Origin of the sequence: Cedecea neteri, from assembly GCF_000757825.1 — a bacterium.
Lineage (GTDB): Bacteria > Pseudomonadota > Gammaproteobacteria > Enterobacterales > Enterobacteriaceae > Cedecea > Cedecea selenatireducens.
The window spans coordinates 842775-864463 of record NZ_CP009451.1 but is presented as its reverse complement, the minus strand read 5'-3'; the positions used below and the strand labels follow the sequence as shown (position 1 = coordinate 864463).

Sequence of the window (21689 nt, the reverse complement as noted above, 5' to 3'; positions counted from 1 at the left end):
AGGCCAACCAAAGCATGTCAGACACACAGCTGAAGTCCACTTTACGTATTGCGCTTATCGGCGATTATAACCCGGCGGTGATTGCTCATCAGGCCATTCCTCAGGCGTTAGATAATGCGGCTGCTACCCTTGGCGTTAGCGCGGATTATGACTGGCTCTCCTCGCTGGAAGTGACCAGCGATGAAGATCTCGTGGGCTACGATGCTATCTGGTGCGTGCCGTCGAGCCCTTATCTGAATGAAGACGCGGCTTATCTTGCGATCCGCTTTGCGCGTGAAAACGGCGTGCCTTTCCTGGGCACCTGCGCCGGGTTCCAGTATGCGGTGGTTGAATATGCACGTAACGTACTGGGGTGGAAAGATGCGGGCCACGCGGAAACCGCCAGCGAAGGGCGCCTGGTGATTGGCCGCCTCAGTTGTTCGCTGGTGGAAGTTTCAGACAAGATCGCGCTGCTGGCCGACTCCATTGTCGGGCGTGCCTATGGTGAGACGGAAATTGAAGAGGGCTACCACTGCAATTACGGTATCGCGGAGCTGTTTGCCACCGTGCTTGCCGATGAGCCGCTGAAGCCGACCGGCTGGGATAAACAGGGCGAGATTCGCGCGGTTGAACTTCAGGGGCACCCGTTCTTTGTGGCCACGCTGTTCCAGCACGAACGCAATGCGCTCAAAGGTAAACCTTCCCCGCTGGTTGAGGCATTCCTCGCTGCTGCTGAGAGATAAAACCAGAAAGGCCCCTCACCCCAACCCTCTCCCCAGAGGGGCGAGGGGGAAAACAAGAAGCTGCGGGTTAAGTCAGCGCCGGACATAAAGCGAGGCACGGTTCTGTCTTAAATCAGCACAGCGGGCCTTCTCTTTAACGAGGCTTTGTCGCCCGAAGAATTAAAAAGGCCGGGCGGCGCATCTCTTTTGCCAGCCGGGGATGCTGCGCCAGAGTTTCCTCTGTGGGCTTGGTTTCGAGCATTCGGGTGAGGGCAAACCCGCTGTCGAGCAGGGTATTCACATAGGTTTCCGTGGTGCGGTGATATTTCTGCACGTCCTCCACGAACCAGCTGGTATGACGCAGACCTTGCTGATGGTAGTGGTTGACCGGCCAGATAACCTCTTCTTTATACGGCTGCCAGCCCACCGGGAAAGCGGTACACATCGGGTGCTCAACGGAAAAGAGAAACTGCCCGCCGGGTTTTAAGGCGGCAAAGACACTGCTGCTCAGGCGGGCAAAATCTTCGATGTAGTGCAGCGCCAGCGACGAAATAGCCAGATCCGAGGATTCCTCAGACGCCGTGAACTGCTCCAGCGGCAAGTGGTGGTAGCGAATGTTTTCGTCCTGGGTCGCGGCGCGCGCCTGCGCCAGCATTTTTTCTGAAATGTCGAAGCCGGTAACGCTTGCCGCGCCGTGCGTGCGCGCGAAGCGGGCAAAGTCGCCAAAGCCGCAGCCAAGGTCGAGGATCTTCAGGCCATCCAGCGCAGGCAGCAGGGAATATAGCTCGGGAATTTCCAGCAGCCCGTTAAGGCCGGAGTCCTGTTCGCGTAGCTGACGGTAATTTTCAAAGAATACCGGGTCATCAAAAATGTTCTGCGGTGCCGATGGTTTCATTCGATCCTCCCTTGTTTATCGCTTCAGGCGGGGGCTTTCTCCGCCACGCCAATCTCTTTCTGGCGACCAGCATAAGCCCCAAAGACGCCCATGACGACCGAAAGTAGCGCGCAGCCCAGCAGCGGGATCGCCCAACTGCCCGTAACATCATGGATTTTACCCATCACCGGCGGGCCGAAGGCGGCAAGAAGATAGCCCACGCACTGCGCCATACCGGACAGCGCCGCCGCCTGATGCGCGGAACCGGTGCGCATACCTATAAACGAGAGGCCAAGGATCATGGCTGCGCCGGAGCCAAAGCCGCCCAGCGATACCCAGAAGATAGAGAAGGCCGGCAGCAGCCACAGGCCGAGCGTCGCCATACACCAAAGCAGCGCCATCAGGGCGGCAATCCCGCGCTGGTCTTTCAGGCGGCTGAGGATCAGGCCGACAAACAGCCCAGGAATGGCGGTGGCGAGCTGCAGAATACCGTGTATCGACCCGGCTTCGGCCTCGTTGTAGCCGTGGCTGATCAGAATCGAAGGCAGCCAGCCGATAATCACGTAATACACCAGCGAGTTAATGCCGAGATACAGCGTAACCTGCCAGGCCAGCGGGGAGGACCAGATGCCGCGGCTGTGCAGCGCGGGGTTGCCGGAAAGGTTCATCACGGTACTGCTGCCCAACTGAGGCAGCCAGACAATCAGCGCCAGCAGCGGGAAAACCATCAGCGACAGCATCGCGCCGGACCAGCCAAAACCATGCAGGGCAATCGGCACCACCATCACAGAGCCCAGCGCGGCGGCAACGCCCATCGTCAGCGAATAGGCGCCGGTGAGTTTGGCGACCTGGCCGGGGAAGTCGCGCTTAAGCAGGCTGGGCAGCAGCACGTTGCCCATGGCTATCCCGCAGCCGATGATGGCCGTGCCGATATACAGAAACGCGGCGTGGCCGGCGGAACGCAAAGCGATACCGGCGCAGATGATCAGCAACGCACCAAACAGGCTGCGCTCGGTGCCGAAGCGGCGGGCAATCCCGGCTGCAAGTGGAGAAACAACCGCAAAGGCTAGCAGGGGCAGGGTGGTAAGAATACCAATTTGCGCGGTGGACAGCGAAAGTGCATCTCGCACCATGTCCAGCAGAGGTGCTGCACCGGTAAAGGTTACGCGCAGGGTGGTGGCAATCATCAGAATGCCGAGCAGAAGCAGAATGCGGCTCTTCTTGCTCGCTGAAGTCGTGGAGGTCATATGTCTGTGTCCTGAAAAACGGTAAGGCAAAGATACACGCTTCTGCCTTTTTACGAATCAAGCTAAAATGACAGATTATCGCTAAATTCGGACATGCTATGGAACGTGACCTGGATCTCGAAGGCTTTGACCCGGACAGCATCGTGACGCCCGCGCTGGCCTTTCGCATTCGCGCCGCGCAAACCTATGACGAAAAGCCCATCCATACCCACCGCAAAGGGCAGCTTATTCTGGCGCTGCACGGCGGCATTACCAGCGAAGTGACCAACTCAATGTGGATGGTGCCGCCGCAGTATGCGGTTTGGGTACCGGGGCAAATGCCGCACAGCAACCGGGTAACGGCGGACGCGCGGCTGTGCTTTTTATTTATTGAGCCGGACGCGGTCAAGATGCCGCAGGAGTGTTGCGCGCTGAAAATTTCCCCGCTGGTGCGGGAGCTTATCCTGCGCCTGTCCAACGTTCCTCACGAAAATCTCGGCTGCGCGGCTATTCAGCGTCTGGTTCAGGTGCTGTTCGATGAACTGCCTCATCAGCCGGTCGAGCAGCTGCAGCTGCCGATTTCTTCGCACCCGAAAATCCGCGCGATGGCGGACAGCATGGCGAAGGATATGAAGGAGAAAAAGACGCTTGCGCAGTGGGCCGGGGACATGGCGATGAGCGAGCGCAACCTCGCGAGGCTGGTGGTGAAAGAGACGGGGCTGAGTTTTTTACGCTGGCGGCAGCAGATGCAGCTTATCGTTGCCCTGCGCCTGTTAATTGGCGGAATGACGGTGCAAAACGTGGCGGAGTCGCTGGGCTATGACTCCACCACGGCGTTTATCACCATGTTTAAAAAGGCGCTCGGCACCACGCCAGGGCGCTATCTGAGCACCCTGGCCGGCGACTATTTTACAGACTAGCCAGCTTAAACTGGGAAACAGCTGTATTCAGTTCGTAGGTTTGTGCCAATAGCGACTCGGCGGCTTCTGAAGCCTGATTCACCATCGCCGCGTTTTGCTGGGTGGTGACATCCATCTGGCTGATGGCGGTGCTTACCTGCTCAATGCCGCTGCTTTGCTCGTCGCTGGCGTGGGTGATTTCGACCATCAGGGCCGCCACGCGTTTCACGTCCTGCACCACGGTATTGATGGTTTTGCCCGCCTCGTTGACTAGTTTACTGCCGCTGGCTACCTGATTCACCGAATCTTCAATCAGGCCTTTGATCTCTTTGGCCGCGCTGGCGCTACGCTGGGCGAGGCTACGAACCTCGCCTGCAACGACTGCAAAACCGCGGCCCTGGTCACCTGCTCTGGCGGCTTCCACCGCCGCGTTCAGCGCCAGGATGTTGGTCTGGAAGGCGATGCTGTCGATGACGCCAATAATGTCGGTTATCTTGTTGGCCGAGCTTGAAATGCCGTCCATGGTTTCTACTACCTGCGCCACAACCGCGCCGCCTTGTTCCGCGCTTCTTGAGGCGGTATTAGCCAGCTGGCTGGCGCTCTGGGCATTTTCGGCGTTCTGCTTAACCGTGGCGGTCATCTCTTCCATTGATGAAGCCGTTTGCTCCAGCGCGCTGGCCTGCTCTTCGGTGCGGGAGGCGAGGTCAATATTGCCGCTGGCGATTTCGCTGGAGCGGCTGGAGATCTGATTGCTGCTCTCGTGAACCAGGTGGATGACCATGGTTAACTGCTGGCACATGGTTTCCATCGCCGCCATCACGCTGGTTCTGTCGCCGTCGCGGACTTTCACTTCGCAGGTGAGATCCCCGCAGGCTACGGCATTGGCAATTTCGGCCACTTCACTCGGTTCTCCGCCGAGGGAACGGAAAATGGTGCGGTGTACCCACCAGCCGACAACCAGCAGCAGTAACACGGCGGTGCCTGAGCCAATCAGCTGCCATTGCGTCGAGTTGGCGCTGCTGTGCTGCGCTTTTTCGACCGCGTTATCGGCATACTCTGCGGAAGCTTTGACAAAGGATTCAATGCCTTTCTGATGGGCGAAGAAGTCTTTATCGGCCGCTTTCAGCTTTTCAAACAGCGGGGTCGGCGCGCCCGAGCGGATAAGCTCGACCAGGTCATTGGCATCTTTAATCATCGCCATGCCCGCCTTGTACTGTTCTCCGAGCAGGTTGGCCTGAAGTTCTGGTGGCAGAGTGCTTTTCCAGTAATCGACACGCTGGTGCCATTGCGTGCTCAGGCGTTTGATCTCCGCATCGGCCTGGTCGACGCTGAGCGTGCCTTCTACCACGCGAGAGAGCACCAGGCGCAGCTCAATCAGGTAAACCGGCGCGGGCTTGATGTCAGACATCAAATCCTTTGCCAGCAGGCCGCTTTCGGTACTTTGGGCACTTCGGTGGCTGCCGTAGAGTGAAATGGCGGTGACCAGGGCGGACATCAAAATCGAACAGCAAATTAATAGCAACAAATTGTGAGCCAGTGATTTCATTTTGCCTCTCCTATTATTTGAAAAGCTTATCGGCGAGAGGGAGGGGAACTTTTCCACCGGATCTGAAAACTACCGCCTCAGTCACAAATTTATGCCTGAAACGGGGCATTTTTTATTTTTAAAATAATCACTTAACTTAATTATTTGTTAAATCTATAAGTAAAAGATTTAACCCTGTTTTAACTAATATGTTTTCTGCATATGCAATGCAGGATTAAGCATTGGCGAGGTGACGGCGCTTGTGCGAGCGTAAGGACATAGCTCGCTCACAGACGGGATAACAAGGAAAATCAATGGCACAGGTAAAGGCTTTCACGCACACAGCTTCACACAGTATAACGCAGCGTAAATTAACGCTCTCCGCTTTGGTTCTGGCCCTGTCCGGCCTGACCTCCGCCGTGGTTCACGCAGACCAGCTGGCGGATATTCAAAAAGCCGGAGTCGTTAAAGTTGCCACTTTTGACGCTAATCCACCTTTTGGCTCCATAGATGCTAAAACGCACGATATCGTGGGCTATGACGTTGATTTCGCGAAAGCGCTGGCAAAATCATTAGGCGTTAAGCTTGAGCTGGTGGCGACCAACCCGGCGAACCGCATTCCGCTGCTGCAGTCCGGGAAGGTCGATTTAATCGTCGCGGATATCACCATTACGCCGGAGCGTGCCCAGGTGGTGGATTTCTCTACCCCGTATTTTGTCACCGGGCAGCAGTTCCTGGTCCCGGCTTCCGGGCCGGATAAGCTTGATGACTACGCGAAAGGACGCGTGGGTGCGGTAAAAGGCACCACCGGAGAACAGGCGCTGGTGCAGCGTTTCCCGTCAATTCGAGTGCTTTCTTATGATGATATCCCGCTGGCCTTTACCGCGCTGCGCAACGGTAACGTCCAGGCTATCACCCAGGACAGCACTATTCTTGCCGGGCTGCTGGCCGAAGCGCCGGATAAGGCGAAGTTTAAAATCCTGCCGGACTTGTTGAGTAAGGAAGAGATTGGCGTTGGCGTGAAAAAAGGGGAGGCTTCCCTTTTGAAAGCGGTTAACGACGAGCTGGTGAAGCTGGAGCAAAACGGCCAGGCGGAGCAAATTTATAACGCCTGGTTTGGCCCTGAGAGCAAAACTCCGCAGCCGCGCAGCTTTAAAATTGTAGCCAAATAATATGTTTAAAAGACCGCCTCATTTGTCCGCAGCTTCGGCTGCGGATTTTTTGCATCTGCAGTCCGCCAGCGTGGAATTCCGCAAAGCGAGCAAAAGCTACGCTGATACCCCCGTCCTGCGCGACATTGACCTGACTATCCTGGCCGGTGAAGTGGTGGCGATTTGCGGCCCCTCCGGTTCGGGTAAGTCAACGTTAATAAGGTTAATCAACCAGCTCGAAACCCTCAGCGACGGCGATATTTATATCGACGGGAAACCCACCCGACGGTTAAGCAGCAGCGCACTTCGCCGCCTGCGAAGCCGGATCGGTTTTGTTTTCCAGCAGTTCAACCTTTACGCCCATCTGACGGCCGAGCAAAACATTACGCTGTCGCTAACCCACGTTCACGGCTGGAAGCGTGAGGAAGCACATCAGCAGGCTCTGGCGCTTCTGGCTCGGGTTGGCCTGGCTGAAAAAGCTCAGCATTATCCGGCGCAGCTTTCCGGCGGGCAGCAGCAGCGCGTCGCCATTGCCAGGGCGCTGGCATCTTCACCGCAAATAATCCTGTTTGATGAGCCGACCTCGGCGCTCGACCCGGAGATGATCGGCGAAGTTCTGCAGGTGATGAAGGATCTCGCCCACAGCGGTATTACCATGATTGTGGTGACGCATGAGATGCAGTTCGCGCGTGAAATAGCCGATCGCGTGGTGTTTATTGACGGCGGGGCCATTCTCGAACAGGCCCCGCCGGAGCAGTTTTTCCGCTCGCCGCAGCATCCGCGCGCGCGCCGTTTTCTGCAAAAGGTGCTCGACCCGCTGCATGCCGACGCCAGGGACGAGCCATGAACAGCTATTTTGACTGGGCGGGCGTGCTGACAGGTGCCCCGCGGGCATGGCTTATCTCCGGTTTACTCACAACCGCGTGGGTGACGCTTGCCGGGATAATTATCGCGACGCTGTTTGCCGTGCTGCTGCTGGGGTTGCGGCTGGCCGGTGGCCGGTTGGGGCGTTACATCACCGCAAGCTGGGTCTCAGTTTTTCGCAATACGCCTCTGCTGGTGCAGCTGCTGTTCTGGTATTTCGCCGCCTGGAACGCGCTCCCGCAGAGCTGGCGCGGGTTTATTAACGACGATCACAGTTGGTCGCAGCTACCCGGCGGTGTCTGGTGGCTTACGCCGGAATTTCTTTGTGCGGCGTGGGGGCTGGGGTTGTTCACCTCGGCCTTTTTAGTCGAAGAGATTCGCAGCGGGCTGCAGGCGGTGCCGAAAGGGCAAACCGAAGCGGCGCTTTCTCAGGGCTTTTCCGACTGGCAGCTTTTCCGCAGCGTGTTATTGCCGCAGGGGGTGGTTAACGCCTGGCAGCCGGTGGTCGGGCAGTATCTCAATCTAATGAAGCTCTCCTCGCTGGCAACGGGCATTGGCTTTGCCGAGCTCACCAGTCAGGTTCGCCGGATTGAAAGCTATAACGCGCATGCGCTGGCGGCTTTTGCCGTCGGTACGGTGCTTTATCTGCTGCTAGGTCTGGCGATGAGCGGGCTGTTTACGCTCTTTGCTCCGGGGCGGCGTGGGCAGCGAAAACCTGCGGGGATGAGGCAGGAGGCGCAGCATGATAGCTAACGTTACGGTGATTACGGATAACCTCGACTATTTGCTGTGGGGGAGAATGGCCCAGGGCGAACCGGGCGGGGTGCTGTTAACGCTGATGATGGCCGTGGGCGCCGGTGCCCTCGCGCTTGTACTTGGGTTAGGGCTTGCCTGTGTGGCATGGCGCTACGGCGGCGTTGTGCGCCGCGTACTTTTTATCTGGGCTGACCTGATACGCGGCATTCCGCTGATTTTTGTTATTTTCTGGCTCTATTTTCTGCTGCCCGCCGTGACCGGACGCGACCTGCCGGGGCCGCTGACCGTAACGCTGGCGCTGGCCTGGTTTACCTCGGCGGCGGTGATGTACACCACGCTGGCGGCGCTGAATTCGCTGGCGAAGGGGCAAAATGAAGCCGCGATTGCTGGCGGCTTTTCGCCGTGGCAAACGCTGAGGTTAGTGCTGCTGCCTCAGGCGCTGCGCAACGCTTTGCCCTCGTTTGCCGGGCTGTTTATTTCGCTTATCAAAGACACTTCGCTGGCGTTTATCGTCAACGTCCCGGAGCTGACGACCGTGGCCGGACAGGTCAACAGCCGGGTGCAAATTTACCCGGCGGCCATTTTTATCTTTACCGGCCTGGTGTATTACCTGCTGTGCAGCGCGCTGGCCTGGCGTATTCACCGCTGGCAGCGGCAGGGGGCTACTGCTTACCCACAATAAGGGAAACCAGGCCAGCAGCAATCAGCGGCCCAACGGGGACGCCACGGAACAGGGCGACGCCAATAACGGTGCCGACAAGCAGGCCGCCCACCAGGCCAGGCTGGCTTCCCATCAGCGTAACGCCTCGTCCGCCAAGCCACGAGACGGCAATGCCGACGACGATCGCTACCAGTGATTTCCAGTGGGTAAAAGAGTGCAGGAGGCTGCTGGCGGGCAGGGTGCCGCTGGCAATGGGAGCCATCACGCCGATGGTCAGAATGATGATCCCGACCGTCAGGCCCTGTTTTTCGATCCACGGAAAGAAGGTGCTAAGTGGGGTCACGCGCACAATTATCAGTACCAGGATTGAAACGGCGACGGTGGTGTTGTGACTGACAAAACCTAATCCAGCGAGGGCCAGAAGTATTAATAGCGTGGGGTCAAAAATCATGATATTTCCTTGCAAAACAAGAGAGAAGTAACTTTTTATTGTTGTTCTTGATGGCCGGCTAGCTGCGTTCATCATTCTGTCATTTATGCGGTCAATAATTAACCTTCATAACGGGCGCGCGATGGCTTGCAGGAGAGACGGATGAGCGATCCAGCATTATTCGATACGATGTGCATTACCGCAGTGTTCCTCGGCATAGCTTCGTTGCTGGTGCTGTCGGTCCTGTATCTCGAACGCCACGGTTAGCTACTCCGGGCGGTGGAAATTTACCAGCTCCGGGCGCGCAATGCGTAAATAATCCTGCGTATTCATCACCACCGACTTTTCCAGCAATCCCGCGTTAAACGCGATTTCCGAAAAACGTTCAAAAATACACGGATCTGCCACCAGCCTGAGCTGAGCATGAAAGCTAAAAGGTGGGATCGCGCCGAAGACACACCTCGTTAACTCATCGACTTCCGCCGGGCTTGCCAGCGAGGCTTTCAGGCCGCCAAGATGCTGCGCCAGCTGGCTCAGATCCGCCTGTTTGTCCGCCGCCAGAATCGCCAGCACGTGCAGCTTGACGCCGTTCCCTTTGACCTTGCAGACCAGCGCCTTTGCGCCCTGACCAAGCTCGGTCCCGCGAATGGCCGAGACCTCTTCACATTTCCCCGCCGCCACGTGGTTTACCACCCGGTAGCGAGCCTGCTGCTGCTCCAGTAAATCGATGAGTTGTTGATGGACGTCTTCGCCTTTTGCCATTAGGTTTCCTTTGGGTATTTTCCCGTTTACATTCGTAGTTTGTGCATCAAGACAGTAATACTTTTTAGTCTTAAAAGAAAAGTCAGCGATTGGCTATTGGCTGGAGAAGGCGATGTCGGGTTTCAAACTAGAGATTTCTGATTACATCAGCGAGGAGCATTCGCTGCCGATCGAAGCGGGGCTTAGCGAGTTTAACGCCGCCATGAGCGGGCTAAACGATCGTAAACCGCTGGCGGTTGTGGTGCGCAGCCCCGAGAGTGGGAAAGTCGTGGGTGGAATGCTGGGGCGTTCTTCATTGGGCGTGCTGTTTATCGATCTTTTTTACCTGCCGCCGGAGCTAAGAGCCCACGGGCTGGGAAGCGAGATCCTGAGGGTGTTTGAAGCGGAAGGGCGCAAGCGCGGCTGCGTGGCGGCCTTTTTATATACCATCAGTTTTCAGGCGCCGGATTTCTACCGGAAGCATGGTTGGGAAGAGTTTGGCAAAATCGACTGTTTGCCCGAAGGCACCAGCAGGTATTTTATGAAGAAGGCGCTTTAGGTTAACAATAATAAAGGCCGGTCAATGCCGGCCTCTTATGCGTTGTACGCTTTTTAAATATCGTCCATGGTGTGGCCGACAACAATTTCCAACGCGTTGCGGTAGACATCGCACATTACCACATCGTCGGTGGTCTCCAGGGCGTCAACCAGCCAGAGAATAATGGCTTTGTTGGAGACGGATTTATTGGCAGACAGAATGGCCGTGATTGCCTGAGAAATGGCCGCGTTCTCTTCGGCATGCCTGTCTCCGGAGCTTCTGATGTAGTCGGATAATGCCTGGCTGGCATGCCCGGTATGTATTTCAGAGGTATTGGAAATTAGCTGTGTCATAGTCACTCACCGTTTTTCAGTTATTGGCCATGGGCCGCTAGTGGACGTTTTTTGCGTTGCGCTGGTTAGTCTCTACCGCTTTTGCACGCACTTCTTTTTCTGTCTTTCCCGCTGAGGCCTGGGAAATATTGCCCTCGATTTCACCGATAATTTTCTGCAGCACTCTACGCCGCCGTAAGTCCTGTTCCGTTATGAGCATCGCTTCTAATCTGGCCACTAAGGCGCGGGTGTTTATTGCGCTGTTGCCGTTGAGCAGCGATAGCGCTGCTTCACCGATAATCTCATCCGTTAATTGTTCATCGTCGCTTCTCTGCATGTCGTTACTCCTGATTTCCGCGCCAGTGTTTGAATAAGTGCTGGCATGAAGTCATTAGCCGGAGCCTGAGAATGAGGAAGGATTCAGCATTTACAACTCTGTGGCTTCACTCCCGAGAGGGAGCGCAGGCCGTTAATCTTCTGGCACTCCGGTTCGGCTATCACGTTAGCGGGCGAAAAGCATGCCCAGCAGCGCCTGATAATGTTTTTCCTCTTCTGGCCCGGAAACCCGGTCCAGACGAGAGAGCAATTTTGTACAGATCGCCTTTCGATTCAGGTTGCGGCCATCGCTAAGAATTTCGAGTACGATTTGCCCCATAGTTTCCTGCTGGGAGAGCGGTGTAGCGCCGTTGAAGTAGCGGGCAATATCGTTTTCTGCGGTGTTCTGGCCGGACGTAAAAGTGTTCTGTCGCATAAATCGCTCCTGTAAGTTCACACTTTGCAAGATGTTAACTAAGTTATGCAATTGCTATAAAAACTGTACATAAAGGTGTATTACTTCGCTTGCTATTTTTTGATTAAAAATGCTAATTGTTATTTATCAATAAGTTATATTTGTATATTTTCAACTCGCTGATGCAGCAAGTTGTACATACGCATTCCGATGAAACGACGTCGAAAACGTCGGATGTTGTTCAGTTGTTTAGGTTTTGTTGAGTTTGTGGCGACGTCAGAGCGTCGATCTGTTAAGTTATGGCCTTAAACTTCCGCAGGGAACGACCATGCTCACCACTGTCATCTATCGCAGCCACATTCATACCGGCACTCCTTTTGAGGATTTGCAGGCGATGGTTTCCGCGGCAAACGCGAAAAATATTGCAGCGGATGTGACGGGAATACTGCTTTTCAACGGCACGCATTTCTTTCAGCTGCTGGAAGGCCCGGAAGAAGGCGTGCAGAAGATTTATCGCGCTATCTGTAAAGACGACCGCCATTACAACATTGTTGAGCTGCTTTGTGATTACGCGCCGGCCCGCCGCTTCGGGCGGGTGGGAATGGAGCTTTTTGATTTAAGAGAGCACGATAAAAACGATGTATTACAGGTTGTGCTTGAGAAGGGTACCAGCCGTTATCAGCTGGCTTACGATGACCGTGCTTTAAGTTTTTTCCGTACTTTTATCGAGTCGACGGAAAAAGAGAACTATTTTGAAATCCCTCCGCGTGGTTCATGGGAATTTATCATCGATGCGCCGGCTCATCAGGCATCCGGCAAGCATGTTCCACGTGGACATATAACCTTTCAGCCTATTGTTGACCCGATGGCCTGTTCTGTCGCGGCTATCGAGGCGTTAGCAGCGGATCCTGTTTCAGCTGAAGTGCCGGATGGCGATGTTTACCAACTCGATCTGCTGCACGCGAAGGCGGCTTTTGCCGCAGCTCAGGCCGCTGACATTGGCCGGCAAACGCTATGCATCAACCTGCTGCCAATGACGCTGGTGATGATTCCTGGCGCCGTAGAACAACTGCTGGCGGATATTGAGACAAACAGACTTGTCCCCGAGCAGGTGGTGATTGAATTCACCGAAAGCGAGATCATTCCTCATATGGCGGCGTTTACCGGCGCCATCAGGCAGCTTAAATCGGCAGGTATTAAGCTGGCGATTGACGATTTTGGCGCAGGGTTTGCTGGCCTGCAGCTGCTGGCGCAGTTTCAGCCTGAGAGACTCAAGATTAACCGTGAGCTGATCCGGGACATCCATAAAAGTGGGCCACGGCAGGCCATTATTCTGGCGATCATCAGGTGCTGCGCCTCGCTTGAAATTGCGGTCTCAGCCACCGGTATTGAACAACCGGAAGAGTGGATGTGGCTGGAGGCGGCGGGTATCTCGCACTTCCAGGGCAACCTGTTCGCCAAACCCTGCGTGGGAGGCTCTTTTAGCATTGCCTGGCCAGAACGTAAGGCCGAACTGTAACTTCTGTGCTGGTGACCTCCCCAAAAGCTTTTAGGTTTCACTTGTACAACCCGGAAAAAAATTGTACACATTGAACAGATTGACTAGTGTTTTAATGGAAGCGTGAGATCTGTGTACGGGGAGGGACACTATGGCCTATTACACTATCGGTGATGTAGCAGAGCGATGTGGCATCAACCCGGTCACCCTGCGGGCCTGGCAGCGCCGCTACGGTTTACTGAAACCTCAGCGCAGCGAGGGCGGCCATCGGCAGTTTGATGATGCGGACGTTCAGCGCATTGAAGAAATTAAGTACTGGATGAGCAAAGGCGTTTCCGTGGGCAAAGTAAAAGCCCTGCTGGAGCGTAGCCACGTGCCGGAAGAGCAGCTGTGGGTGACGTTGCAGGAAGAAATGATGCTTCTGCTCAGGAAGGTTAACCCTGCGAAGCTGCGCGAGAAAATTGTGGCTCTGAGCCGGGAACACAGCGCCGACCTGCTTATCGACAATCTCTTGTTACCCGTGAGAAACAAACTCGCTCAGGATGAATCTACGGCTTCGTTGATGCGTAGCCTGCTAGATGGCGTACTGATCCGCCACTGCGCTCAATGCCTGGCAGAAGCGCAGAGCCAAAGTGGGGAAGAGATCCTGCTTATTGGCTGGCAAACGGACGATCGAACAGCCTTGTGGCTGGAGGCGTGGCGTCTATCCCGCAGAGACAAGAATGTTAACGTGCTTGCCGAGCCGGTGGAAACGTTACGCCCGGAGCTTTTCCCCGGTCAGCATATTTTTTTATGGACGGGAAAAGTGCTGTCGGAAGCGCAGCAAGAACAGTTTGCTCACTGGAAGCAGTGGGGATACGACATTGAGCTTCATCGATAAGAGGGCGTACGCCTGATTCACATTACTCTTTTGCTTTCTTTGCAATCGAGAAGAGAAAAAGCCGGTGAAGCACCGGCTTTTGATTTTACGTTACCCGTGGGTATCGCTGGTCTGCTTCTGAAACAGTTCCCGGAACACCGGATAAATATCATCCTGATCCCGAATGTGCTGTATCGCGAAGTTATCGAAGGTGGCCTGCAGGTTTTCGTACTCACGCCACAGGGTCTGGTGCGCCCTGCGGGTGATTTCGATGTAGCTGTAGTAGCGCACTACCGGCAGCAGTTTTTTCGCCAGAATGTCGTGGCACAGCGGGGAGTCGTCTGCCCAGTTGTCACCGTCCGAGGCCTGTGCGGCATAAATATTCCATTGCGCCGGATCGTAGCGTTCCTGCACCACCTCATCCATTAACTTCAGGGCGCTGGAGACAATAGTGCCGCCGGTTTCCTGCGAGTAGAAGAACTCGTGCTCGTCCACTTCTTTGGCCTGGGTGTGGTGGCGAATATAAACCACTTCCACGTTTTTATAGGTCCGGCTCAGGAACAGATAGAGCAGAATATAAAAGCGTTTTGCCATGTCTTTGGTGGCCTGGTCCATTGAACCGGAGACGTCCATCAGGCAGAACATCACCGCCTGGCTGGAAGGTTCCGGGCGCTTTTCGTAGTTCTTGTAGCGTAAATCGAAGGTGTCGATAAACGGCACGCGGGCGATTTTTTCCCGCAGCTCCGCTATCTCTTTGCGCAGGCGCTCCTCTTCGAGCAGCCGCGCAGGTTCGCTGCGGCTCACGGCCTCGAGGCTTTCTTCAAGTTCGTGCAGCAGGCGACGTTTACCGGCGCTCATTGCCGTGCGGCGTGCCAGCGAGTTTTGCAGCGAGCGAACAACGCTGATATTGGCCGGAACGCCGTTAGAGGTAAAACCCGCGCGGTGTGATTTAAACTCGGTTATCTGCCGGTGCTGATTACGCTTCAGGTTAGGCAGCGCCAGATCCTCGAACAGTAAATCGAGGTATTCGTCTTTGGATATCTGGAACACGAACTCATCCTGGCCTTCGCCGTCCTGGCTCGCCTGACCCTGGCCGCTCCCGCCACCGCCGCCGCCGCCCTGAGGACGTTCGATGCGATCGTTTTGTACGAAGTGGTCGTTGCCGGGATGGACCCGGTGACGCAGGCCGCCGCGGCCCTGATGAAACATCGGCTCGTTGATATCCTCATTTGGGATGGAAACGGACTCGCCGCTGTCCACGTCGGTAACCGAACGCTTGTTAATGGCCCCGGATATCGACTGTTTTATTTGCGCCTTATAACGACGCAAGAAGCGCTGGCGGTTCACCGCGCTCTTGTTTTTGCCGTTAAGCCGCCTGTCTATGAAGTAGGCCATAGTTCCCCCAACTGCTTATGCCAGGTGCGCAAACGGGTCACGCCGCCCGGCGTGACCCGCAGGAAACTCCCTTAAGAAGACTTACGAACCCGCAGATACCATTCACACAGCAGGCGAACCTGCTTGCGGGTGTAGCCTTTCTCCATCATCCGATCGACAAAATCATCGTGTTTTTTCTGCTCGTCGGTGGAGGTTTTGGCGTTGAACGAGATAACGGGCAGCAGCTCTTCGGTGTTCGAGAACATTTTCTTCTCGATAACCGTGCGCAGCTTCTCGTAGCTGGTCCAGTTTGGGTTACGACCGTTATTATGGGCGCGGGCACGCAGCACGAAGTTGACGATTTCGTTACGGAAATCTTTCGGGTTACTGATGCCCGCCGGTTTTTCAATTTTCTCCAGTTCCGCGTTCAGGGATTCACGGTCAAACAGCTGGCCGGTGTCCGGATCGCGGTATTCCTGATCCTGAATCCAGAAGTCAGCGTAGGTGACATAACGGTCGAAAATGTTCTGCCCATATTCTGAATAAGATTCAAGGTAGGCCGTCTGGATCTCTTTCCCGATAAATTCCGCGTATTTAGGGATCAGGTAACCTTTCAGGTATTCCAGATATTTCTCTGACTGTTCCTGCGGGAACTGCTCGCGCTCGATTTGCTGTTCCAGCACGTAGAACAGGTGAACCGGGTTCGCAGCCACTTCTGCATGGTCAAAGTTGAACACGCGAGAAAGGATTTTAAAGGCGAAGCGCGTTGAGAGCCCGTTCATGCCTTCATCAACCCCGGCGTAGTCCCGGTACTCCTGGTAGGACTTGGCTTTCGGGTCGGTGTCTTTCAGGCTTTCACCATCATAGACGCGCATTTTTGAGTAGATGCTGGAGTTTTCCGGCTCTTTCAGGCGCGACAGGATAGAGAAGCGAGAAAGCGTTTCCAGGGTGCCAGGGGCACATGGCGCATGGGACAGTTCGCTGTGGTTAAGCAGCTTCTCGTAGATTTTCATCTCTTCCGAGATGCGCAGGCAGTAAGGCACCTTGACGATGTACACGCGGTCAAGGAAGGCCTCGTTGTTTTTGTTATTGCGGAAGGTGACCCACTCGGATTCGTTCGAGTGCGCAAGGATAATGCCGTTAAACGGCAGGGCAGAGATGCCTTCGGTGCCGTTGTAGTTTCCTTCCTGGGTCGCGGTCAGCAGCGGGTGCAGCACCTTGATTGGCGCCTTAAACATCTCAACGAATTCCATGATGCCCTGGTTCGCGCGGCACAGTGCACCGGAATAGCCGTAAGCATCCGGGTCGTTTTGCGCGTGGTGTTCCAGCTTGCGGATGTCCACTTTACCGACCAGCGCGGAGATATCCTGGTTGTTCTCGTCACCCGGTTCGGTTTTCGCTATCGCGATTTGCGCCAGAATAGACGGCCAGACTTTCACTACGCGGAATTTGGTAATGTCGCCGCCAAATTCGTGCAGGCGTTTTGCCGCCCACGGCGACATGATCGTGCCGAGATAGCGGTCAGGAATGCCATACTCTTTTTCCAGAATATTGGCGTCTTCCTGCGGGTTAAACAGGCACAGCGGATGATCGTTGACCGGGCTACGCTCGCCGTTGGCGCTCAGCGCATAAATAGGCACGCGCTGCATTAATGCTTTCAGGCGTTCGGCCAGCGACGATTTACCGCCGCCTACCGGGCCCAGCAGGTACAGAATTTGTTTCTTCTCTTCCAGCCCTTGAGCAGCGTGTTTCAGGTAAGCCACGATCTGCTCGATAGCTTCTTCCATGCCATAAAACTCTTCAAACGCCGGGTAGCGTGCCACCACACGGTTTGAAAAGAGACGGGACAGCCGGGGCTCTGTGGCAGTGTCAACCATCACTGGTTCACCAATGGCCGTCAATAGCCGTTCTGCCGCATTCGCGTAGGCACTGCGATCTTGTTTACAGATAGCAAGAAATTCCTGCAGTGTGAACTCTTCGTCCTTGGCAGCTTCATAACGCTGGCGATAGTGATCGAATATATTCATGGCATGCCGTCCTTTCGTTTTTAGCACAGGTTAAAGAGCCGTTGGTATGTGTAGTGGGGGCTCCCCGGAAGACGTCTGCTAAATAAACAGCAACCCTTGTGCCAGGTTGATACCCGGCGCCAATGCTGCCGCACAGCGGTTCATCTTCCTAAAATAAAGCGTAGATGGCATTTGCAAAACTTGCATACGGCCAGAACTCAATTTCAATGACATATCAATAACTCATCCTAAAAATTTCGCTTTTGAGATAAGCGGCAGAGTTCGCTTTCACATGGCTGACATAAAGATGAAAATCCGTCGTCATCTGGCGGCGGGATGCTAATGAGTTGGCTGAAGGTTGTGATTAAGTAAATTATTTGGGATGAGAGCCAAGGGCGGTTACACTTCTTGCGCTGATTATTTGATTAAAGGACTGAAAGGATTGTGACCAAATTCAAACTTCTCGCATTAGGCGTACTGCTTGCCTCCTCCGTTACTGCCGTACACGCGGAGGGCCCATGGTCTATTGGGGCCGGTGCGTTGGTCTCGCCAAACCCTTATAAAGGCGACCAGAACCGCGTTTATCCGGCTCCTCTGCTTGGCTATGAAGGTGACAATTTCTACTTCCGCGGCTTCAACGCCGGTTACTACCTGTGGAATGACGAAGCCGACAAGCTCTCCGTGACCGCCTATTACTCGCCGCTGCATTTCAGGCCGAAAGACAGCAACTACGACAGTATGCGCGCGCTGGATTACCGCCATTCTACCGTGATGGCTGGTCTTTCCTGGGTGCATAACACGGAATATGGTTTCCTGCGTACCGTGCTGGCCGGGGATATCCTCGACAACAGCAACGGCATTACCTGGGACACCGCCTGGCTGTACCGCTACAATGCCGACAGCCTGACGCTGACGCCGGGCGTGGGTGTTGTCTGGGACAGCAAGAAACAGAACGACTATTACTACGGCGTAAGCGGCAAGGAAGCGAACCGCAGCGGCCTGAACGAGTACGACGCGGGCAACAGCTGGTCGCCATACGTTGAGCTGTCCGTTAACTACAAGCTGAACGCAGACTGGAACGTATTCGGTATGGGTCGCTACATGCGCCTGTCGAAAGAAGTGACCGACAGCCCAATGGTCGATAGCAACTGGACCGGCGTGCTGCTGACGGGTGTGAACTACAGCTTCTGATTGGTGCAACACACGCACTAAAAAGGGGCGCTGGCGCCCCTTTTGCTTATCTGTGGTGCAGTGACTTATCGTTTTGCACCTGGCGGGTGAAACTCGCTTAGCCTTTTTTCGCCACGCTGATGGTCTGGCTCAGGCGGGTTGGTTTCTCCGCGCTGGCTTTCTGCTTTTTAGACGCGCAGGCGGTTTCCACACAGACGAAGGTTTTGTAGCCGTCATCCGGCATATCGCCCATCGAAACGGACAGGGCAGGGCCCGGGTTCCAGCCCACGACGTTGAAATGGTGATGATGAACCACATTTAGCGTGCGTTTCAGGCTGCTTGCATCGTGAATGACGCTGCACTCTTCCGGCTCCAGGTAGAGGCGATCGGTCCGGTCCGGGAAGGTCTGCACGCCGTCGGTAAGCTGGCCTGCCGTTTCATTCAGCACTTTGTCGATGTACGGATTGCCGAGGCCGCTGACTTTCACCTCCGCGATGTCGCCGACGTTGAAGTAGGTGTGCAGGGCAGACGTGGTTTCAAACTCTCCGTGGGCTTCCAGCTCAATCTCGCAGGTTTTCCCCAGCTTGAAGCGGGCATACAGCGTGAACTCATGCGGCCACAGCTTCAGCGTTTCTTCGTTGTTATGCAGCTCAAAGGTCAGGACCACGCCGTTGGCGTCTTCGTTGTGAGCGCTCAGCGTCCACGGCAGGTTACGGGCAAAGCCGTGAGCCGGAAGGCCAGCCTGTTCCGCCGGGCCAAACCACGGCCAGCAAATCGGTACGCCGCCGCGCAGCGCTTTTCCTTTATGGAAAGGCGTAATGTCGCTCAGCCACAGCACTTCATCTTCACCGGCGGGTTGCCAGGAGAGCAGGTGAGCACCCTGGAGCGCGAAAGACGCTCGAACCTGCGGGTGATCGACCACGATGACGTCCAGCTCATCGTTTATGCGGCGGGTCAGGGAAGGGGTAATTTGTTCGACGACCGGAAGTGCAAAAATTTTATTAATCATTTCTTATTTCCTCAGTCCTGGGTCTTTCAGGCAAAAAAAAGAGCGACCGAAGTCGCCCTTTCAGATTGATGACAGGCAGCCAAAAAACGTGGTTTTCGGCTGCCTGGGGCAAACCAGAGAACATCATTTGTTTTTATATCAATGCTCAGACTTTTTTTAAGGATAATGACGCTTTGTCAGCAGCCTTAAAAAAAGGGCGACCGAAGTCGCCCTTTAGGATCAGGTTCTCATCTCAACTTATTTGGAGATGTGAGCAATCAGATCCAGTACTTTGTTGGAGTAGCCAGTTTCGTTGTCGTACCAGGAAACCAGTTTCACAAAGTTGTCGTTCAGTGCGATACCAGCTTTAGCATCGAACACGGAAGTGCAGATTTCGCCGTTGAAGTCGGTAGAAACTACGTCATCTTCGGTGTAGCCCAGAACACCTTTCATGGTGGTTTCTGAAGCAGTTTTGATTGCTGCTTTGATCTGCTCGTAAGTTGCTGGTTTTTCCAGACGAACGGTCAGGTCAACAACGGATACGTTAGGGGTAGGAACGCGGAACGCCATACCGGTAATTTTACCGTTCAGCTCTGGCAGAACAACGCCTACTGCTTTAGCAGCACCGGTAGAAGAAGGGATGATGTTCTGAGCTGCGCCGCGGCCGCCGCGCCAGTCTTTGTGAGACGGGCCATCAACGGTTTTCTGAGTAGCGGTGGTAGCGTGAACGGTGGTCATCAGGCCTTCAACGATACCGAAGTTGTCGTTGATAACTTTAGCCAGTGGTGCCAGGCAGTTGGTGGTGCAGGATGCGTTGGAAACGATGTCCTGGCCAGCATATTTTTCAAAGTTAGCGCCTTTAACGAACATAGGCGTTTTGTCTTTGGATGGACCAGTCAGAACCACTTTTTTCGCGCCAGCAGCGATGTGCTTACGAGCGGTTTCGTCAGTCAGGAACAGACCTGTTGCTTCAGCAACAACGTCAACGTTCACTTCGTTCCACTTCAGGTTAGCCGGGTCACGTTCTGCGGTAACACGGATAGTTTTACCGTTAACAACCAGGTGGCCGTCTTTAACTTCTACAGTACCGTTGAAACGACCGTGAGTTGAGTCGTACTTCAGCATGTAAGCCATATAGTCAGCGTCTAACAGGTCGTTGATTGCAACGATTTCGATGTCAGAACGTTCCTGAGCAGCACGGAAAACGATACGGCCGATACGACCAAAACCGTTGATACCTACTTTGATAGTCATAGTATTCCACCAGCTATTTTTTAGTGAATAAAAGGTTGGCTGTAAAATTACAAAAACCTTACGCAGCGTCAAGCGGAATCGTGTCAATCATTGCGACAAATCAATCCTGTGAACAGGGTTTGTACGACTGAACGCCTCACGCTTCCTTTTGGGCTTAAATCCAAATGGGGACGATGCGGGGGATTTTAAACGCCAGTTCAAGCAATAATGTGATTCACGTCACGCTTTGTGCCGTGCCAGAATTTCAGGGCTAAGTTTAGAACAAAAACCAGCACGGTGTTGTTAATTTTTTGTTAGAATGGTGCCGTGAGCTGTCCCAATTGAACTGACCGAGATGTACGCCTATGTCTAATCAATTACCCCCTGATTCAAATAAGAAAAACCTCAGCGAAATGCAATATTATGTGACCCAGAAGCACGGTACTGAACCGCCGTATTCCGGGCGTCTGCTGCATAACAAGCGCGACGGGATTTATCACTGCCTGGTGTGCGACGCGCCGCTGTTTCTTTCGGAAAGCAAATACGACTCAGGCTGCGGCTGGCCTAGCTTCTACGAGCCTGTCGGCCCCGACGCCATTCGCTATCTGACCGACAATTCCCACGGTATGGAACGCGTTGAAATTCGCTGCGGCAGCTGTGATGCGCACCTGGGACATGTGTTCCCGGACGGCCCTCAGCCCACCGGCGAGCGTTATTGCGTCAACTCGGCTTCCCTGAGCTTCACCGACGGGCAAAATGGCGATCAGGTTGATGGTTGAAAAATCGATTCAGCTAATTATTCCTCGACGGAGCGTAACATGAGCAATCTGGATGAGATGTTGAGCGTGATGACGCCTGAGATTTATCAGCGTCTGACGACGGCTGTCGAACTGGGGAAATGGCCCGACGGCGTGGCGTTAACCCCGGAGCAGAAGGACAATAGCCTGCAGCTGGTGATGCTGTGGCAGGCGCGCCACAACACGGATGCGCAGCACATGACCATCGACACCAACGGCCAGATGGTGATGAAGAGCAAGCAGCAGCTGAAAGCGGAGTTTGGCATCGAGCCCGCGCCGTTTGTGACCATGAAGCTGTAGTAAGTAAAAAGGGAGACTCGCTGGTCTCCCTTATTT

Annotated in this window: 25 protein-coding genes; 13 read left to right on the top strand and 12 right to left on the bottom strand. The window is 54.7% G+C overall.

What is annotated here, in order from left to right; all coding sequences use genetic code 11:
- The first annotated feature begins 14 nt into the window (after positions 1 to 14).
- Positions 15 to 722 carry a CTP synthase gene (locus JT31_RS03810; protein ID WP_038473494.1) on the top strand — a complete coding sequence of 236 codons (708 nt, stop codon included), beginning with the start codon at positions 15 to 17 and terminating at the stop codon, positions 720 to 722.
- A 133-nt stretch (positions 723 to 855) separates the two neighbouring features.
- Here JT31_RS03810 and JT31_RS03805 read toward each other — a convergent pair whose 3' ends face one another.
- Positions 856 to 1596, bottom strand: a complete 741-nt coding sequence (locus JT31_RS03805) for a class I SAM-dependent methyltransferase (protein ID WP_038473492.1) — start codon at positions 1594 to 1596, stop codon at positions 856 to 858.
- Between the two features lie 23 nt (positions 1597 to 1619).
- Complete coding sequence (locus JT31_RS03800; protein ID WP_038473489.1) at positions 1620 to 2822, bottom strand: MFS transporter; 1203 nt, start codon at positions 2820 to 2822, stop codon at positions 1620 to 1622.
- 98 nt (positions 2823 to 2920) lie between these two features.
- On the opposite strand from JT31_RS03800, the gene JT31_RS03795 reads away from it, so the two are divergent.
- Entirely contained in the window at positions 2921 to 3721 is an 801-nt protein-coding gene (locus tag JT31_RS03795) for an AraC family transcriptional regulator (protein WP_038473487.1), read from the top strand.
- On the opposite strand, the gene JT31_RS03790 is transcribed toward JT31_RS03795, so the two are convergent.
- Complete coding sequence (locus JT31_RS03790) at positions 3711 to 5246, bottom strand: methyl-accepting chemotaxis protein (RefSeq protein WP_038473485.1); 1536 nt, start codon at positions 5244 to 5246, stop codon at positions 3711 to 3713. The genes JT31_RS03795 and JT31_RS03790 overlap by 11 nt on opposite strands.
- 293 nt (positions 5247 to 5539) lie before the next feature.
- On the opposite strand from JT31_RS03790, the gene JT31_RS03785 reads away from it, so the two are divergent.
- The 4 genes from JT31_RS03785 to JT31_RS03770 are packed head-to-tail and all read left to right on the top strand — an operon-like array spanning position 5540 to position 8678.
- On the top strand, positions 5540 to 6397 hold the full coding sequence (locus JT31_RS03785) for an ABC transporter substrate-binding protein (protein ID WP_038473483.1): 858 nt from the start codon (positions 5540 to 5542) through the stop codon (positions 6395 to 6397).
- A 1-nt stretch (position 6398) separates the two neighbouring features.
- Positions 6399 to 7223, top strand: a complete 825-nt coding sequence (locus tag JT31_RS03780) for an amino acid ABC transporter ATP-binding protein (protein ID WP_038473480.1) — start codon at positions 6399 to 6401, stop codon at positions 7221 to 7223.
- Positions 7220 to 7993, top strand: a complete 774-nt coding sequence (locus tag JT31_RS03775; protein WP_038473478.1) for an amino acid ABC transporter permease — start codon at positions 7220 to 7222, stop codon at positions 7991 to 7993. The genes JT31_RS03780 and JT31_RS03775 overlap by 4 nt, the downstream gene beginning before the upstream one ends.
- Positions 7983 to 8678 (top strand): amino acid ABC transporter permease, encoded by a 696-nt coding sequence (locus JT31_RS03770; protein WP_038473475.1) that lies wholly within the window; start codon positions 7983 to 7985, stop codon positions 8676 to 8678. Before JT31_RS03775 ends, JT31_RS03770 begins: the two co-directional genes overlap by 11 nt.
- Here the strand turns inward: JT31_RS03770 and JT31_RS03765 are convergent.
- Positions 8659 to 9105: a DUF441 domain-containing protein gene (locus tag JT31_RS03765; RefSeq protein ID WP_038482738.1), complete on the bottom strand. Its 447-nt coding sequence runs from the start codon at positions 9103 to 9105 to the stop codon at positions 8659 to 8661. The two genes, JT31_RS03770 and JT31_RS03765, sit on opposite strands and share 20 nt — an antisense overlap.
- A 144-nt stretch (positions 9106 to 9249) precedes the next feature.
- Between JT31_RS03765 and yoaI the strand changes: the two genes are divergently transcribed.
- On the top strand, positions 9250 to 9354 hold the full coding sequence (gene yoaI / locus JT31_RS24230) for a small membrane protein YoaI (RefSeq protein ID WP_304515775.1): 105 nt from the start codon (positions 9250 to 9252) through the stop codon (positions 9352 to 9354).
- On the opposite strand, the gene JT31_RS03760 is transcribed toward yoaI, so the two are convergent.
- Positions 9355 to 9849: a YbaK/prolyl-tRNA synthetase associated domain-containing protein gene (locus tag JT31_RS03760; protein ID WP_038473473.1), complete on the bottom strand. Its 495-nt coding sequence runs from the start codon at positions 9847 to 9849 to the stop codon at positions 9355 to 9357. It lies immediately after the preceding gene.
- A gap of 112 nt (positions 9850 to 9961) precedes the next feature.
- Between JT31_RS03760 and JT31_RS03755 the strand changes: the two genes are divergently transcribed.
- Positions 9962 to 10387, top strand: coding sequence for a GNAT family N-acetyltransferase (locus JT31_RS03755; protein ID WP_038473471.1), 426 nt, complete (start codon positions 9962 to 9964; stop codon positions 10385 to 10387).
- A gap of 53 nt (positions 10388 to 10440) precedes the next feature.
- Here JT31_RS03755 and JT31_RS03750 read toward each other — a convergent pair whose 3' ends face one another.
- The 3 genes from JT31_RS03750 to ycgZ form a co-directional block, all read right to left on the bottom strand.
- The gene (locus JT31_RS03750; RefSeq protein WP_370527395.1) at positions 10441 to 10707 is read right to left on the bottom strand and encodes a biofilm development regulator YmgB/AriR family protein; all 267 of its coding nucleotides are present in this window, start codon (positions 10705 to 10707) and stop codon (positions 10441 to 10443) included.
- A gap of 49 nt (positions 10708 to 10756) precedes the next feature.
- A complete protein-coding gene (locus JT31_RS03745; RefSeq protein ID WP_038473466.1) occupies positions 10757 to 11035 on the bottom strand; it encodes a hypothetical protein in 279 nt (92 codons plus the stop codon).
- Between the two features lie 165 nt (positions 11036 to 11200).
- Positions 11201 to 11449: a regulatory protein YcgZ gene (ycgZ, locus tag JT31_RS03740; protein WP_038473463.1), complete on the bottom strand. Its 249-nt coding sequence runs from the start codon at positions 11447 to 11449 to the stop codon at positions 11201 to 11203.
- A gap of 307 nt (positions 11450 to 11756) precedes the next feature.
- Between ycgZ and JT31_RS03735 the strand changes: the two genes are divergently transcribed.
- Together JT31_RS03735 and JT31_RS03730 are read left to right on the top strand one after the other, a co-directional pair.
- A complete protein-coding gene (locus tag JT31_RS03735; protein ID WP_038473460.1) occupies positions 11757 to 12947 on the top strand; it encodes a diguanylate phosphodiesterase in 1191 nt (396 codons plus the stop codon).
- Between the two features lie 130 nt (positions 12948 to 13077).
- Positions 13078 to 13806 (top strand): MerR family transcriptional regulator, encoded by a 729-nt coding sequence (locus JT31_RS03730; protein ID WP_038473458.1) that lies wholly within the window; start codon positions 13078 to 13080, stop codon positions 13804 to 13806.
- A gap of 90 nt (positions 13807 to 13896) precedes the next feature.
- On the opposite strand, the gene JT31_RS03725 is transcribed toward JT31_RS03730, so the two are convergent.
- Both JT31_RS03725 and yeaG read right to left on the bottom strand, forming a co-directional pair.
- Positions 13897 to 15180 carry a YeaH/YhbH family protein gene (locus JT31_RS03725; RefSeq protein WP_038473456.1) on the bottom strand — a complete coding sequence of 428 codons (1284 nt, stop codon included), beginning with the start codon at positions 15178 to 15180 and terminating at the stop codon, positions 13897 to 13899.
- A 71-nt stretch (positions 15181 to 15251) separates the two neighbouring features.
- Positions 15252 to 17186 (bottom strand): protein kinase YeaG, encoded by a 1935-nt coding sequence (gene yeaG / locus JT31_RS03720; RefSeq protein WP_038473453.1) that lies wholly within the window; start codon positions 17184 to 17186, stop codon positions 15252 to 15254.
- Between the two features lie 423 nt (positions 17187 to 17609).
- Between yeaG and JT31_RS03715 the strand changes: the two genes are divergently transcribed.
- Entirely contained in the window at positions 17610 to 18356 is a 747-nt protein-coding gene (locus JT31_RS03715; protein ID WP_038473451.1) for a MipA/OmpV family protein, read from the top strand.
- A gap of 97 nt (positions 18357 to 18453) precedes the next feature.
- On the opposite strand, the gene JT31_RS03710 is transcribed toward JT31_RS03715, so the two are convergent.
- Together JT31_RS03710 and gapA are read right to left on the bottom strand one after the other, a co-directional pair.
- A complete protein-coding gene (locus tag JT31_RS03710; RefSeq protein ID WP_038473448.1) occupies positions 18454 to 19344 on the bottom strand; it encodes a D-hexose-6-phosphate mutarotase in 891 nt (296 codons plus the stop codon).
- Between the two features lie 237 nt (positions 19345 to 19581).
- On the bottom strand, positions 19582 to 20577 hold the full coding sequence (gene gapA / locus JT31_RS03705) for a glyceraldehyde-3-phosphate dehydrogenase (protein ID WP_016535960.1): 996 nt from the start codon (positions 20575 to 20577) through the stop codon (positions 19582 to 19584).
- Positions 20578 to 20921: 344 nt separating this feature from the next.
- Here gapA and msrB point away from each other — a divergent pair, with 344 nt between their 5' ends.
- A complete protein-coding gene (gene msrB / locus JT31_RS03700) occupies positions 20922 to 21335 on the top strand; it encodes a peptide-methionine (R)-S-oxide reductase MsrB (RefSeq protein WP_038473445.1) in 414 nt (137 codons plus the stop codon).
- Positions 21336 to 21374: 39 nt separating this feature from the next.
- Entirely contained in the window at positions 21375 to 21653 is a 279-nt protein-coding gene (locus tag JT31_RS03695) for a YeaC family protein (RefSeq protein WP_038473442.1), read from the top strand.
- The last annotated feature ends 36 nt before the right edge of the window (positions 21654 to 21689 follow it).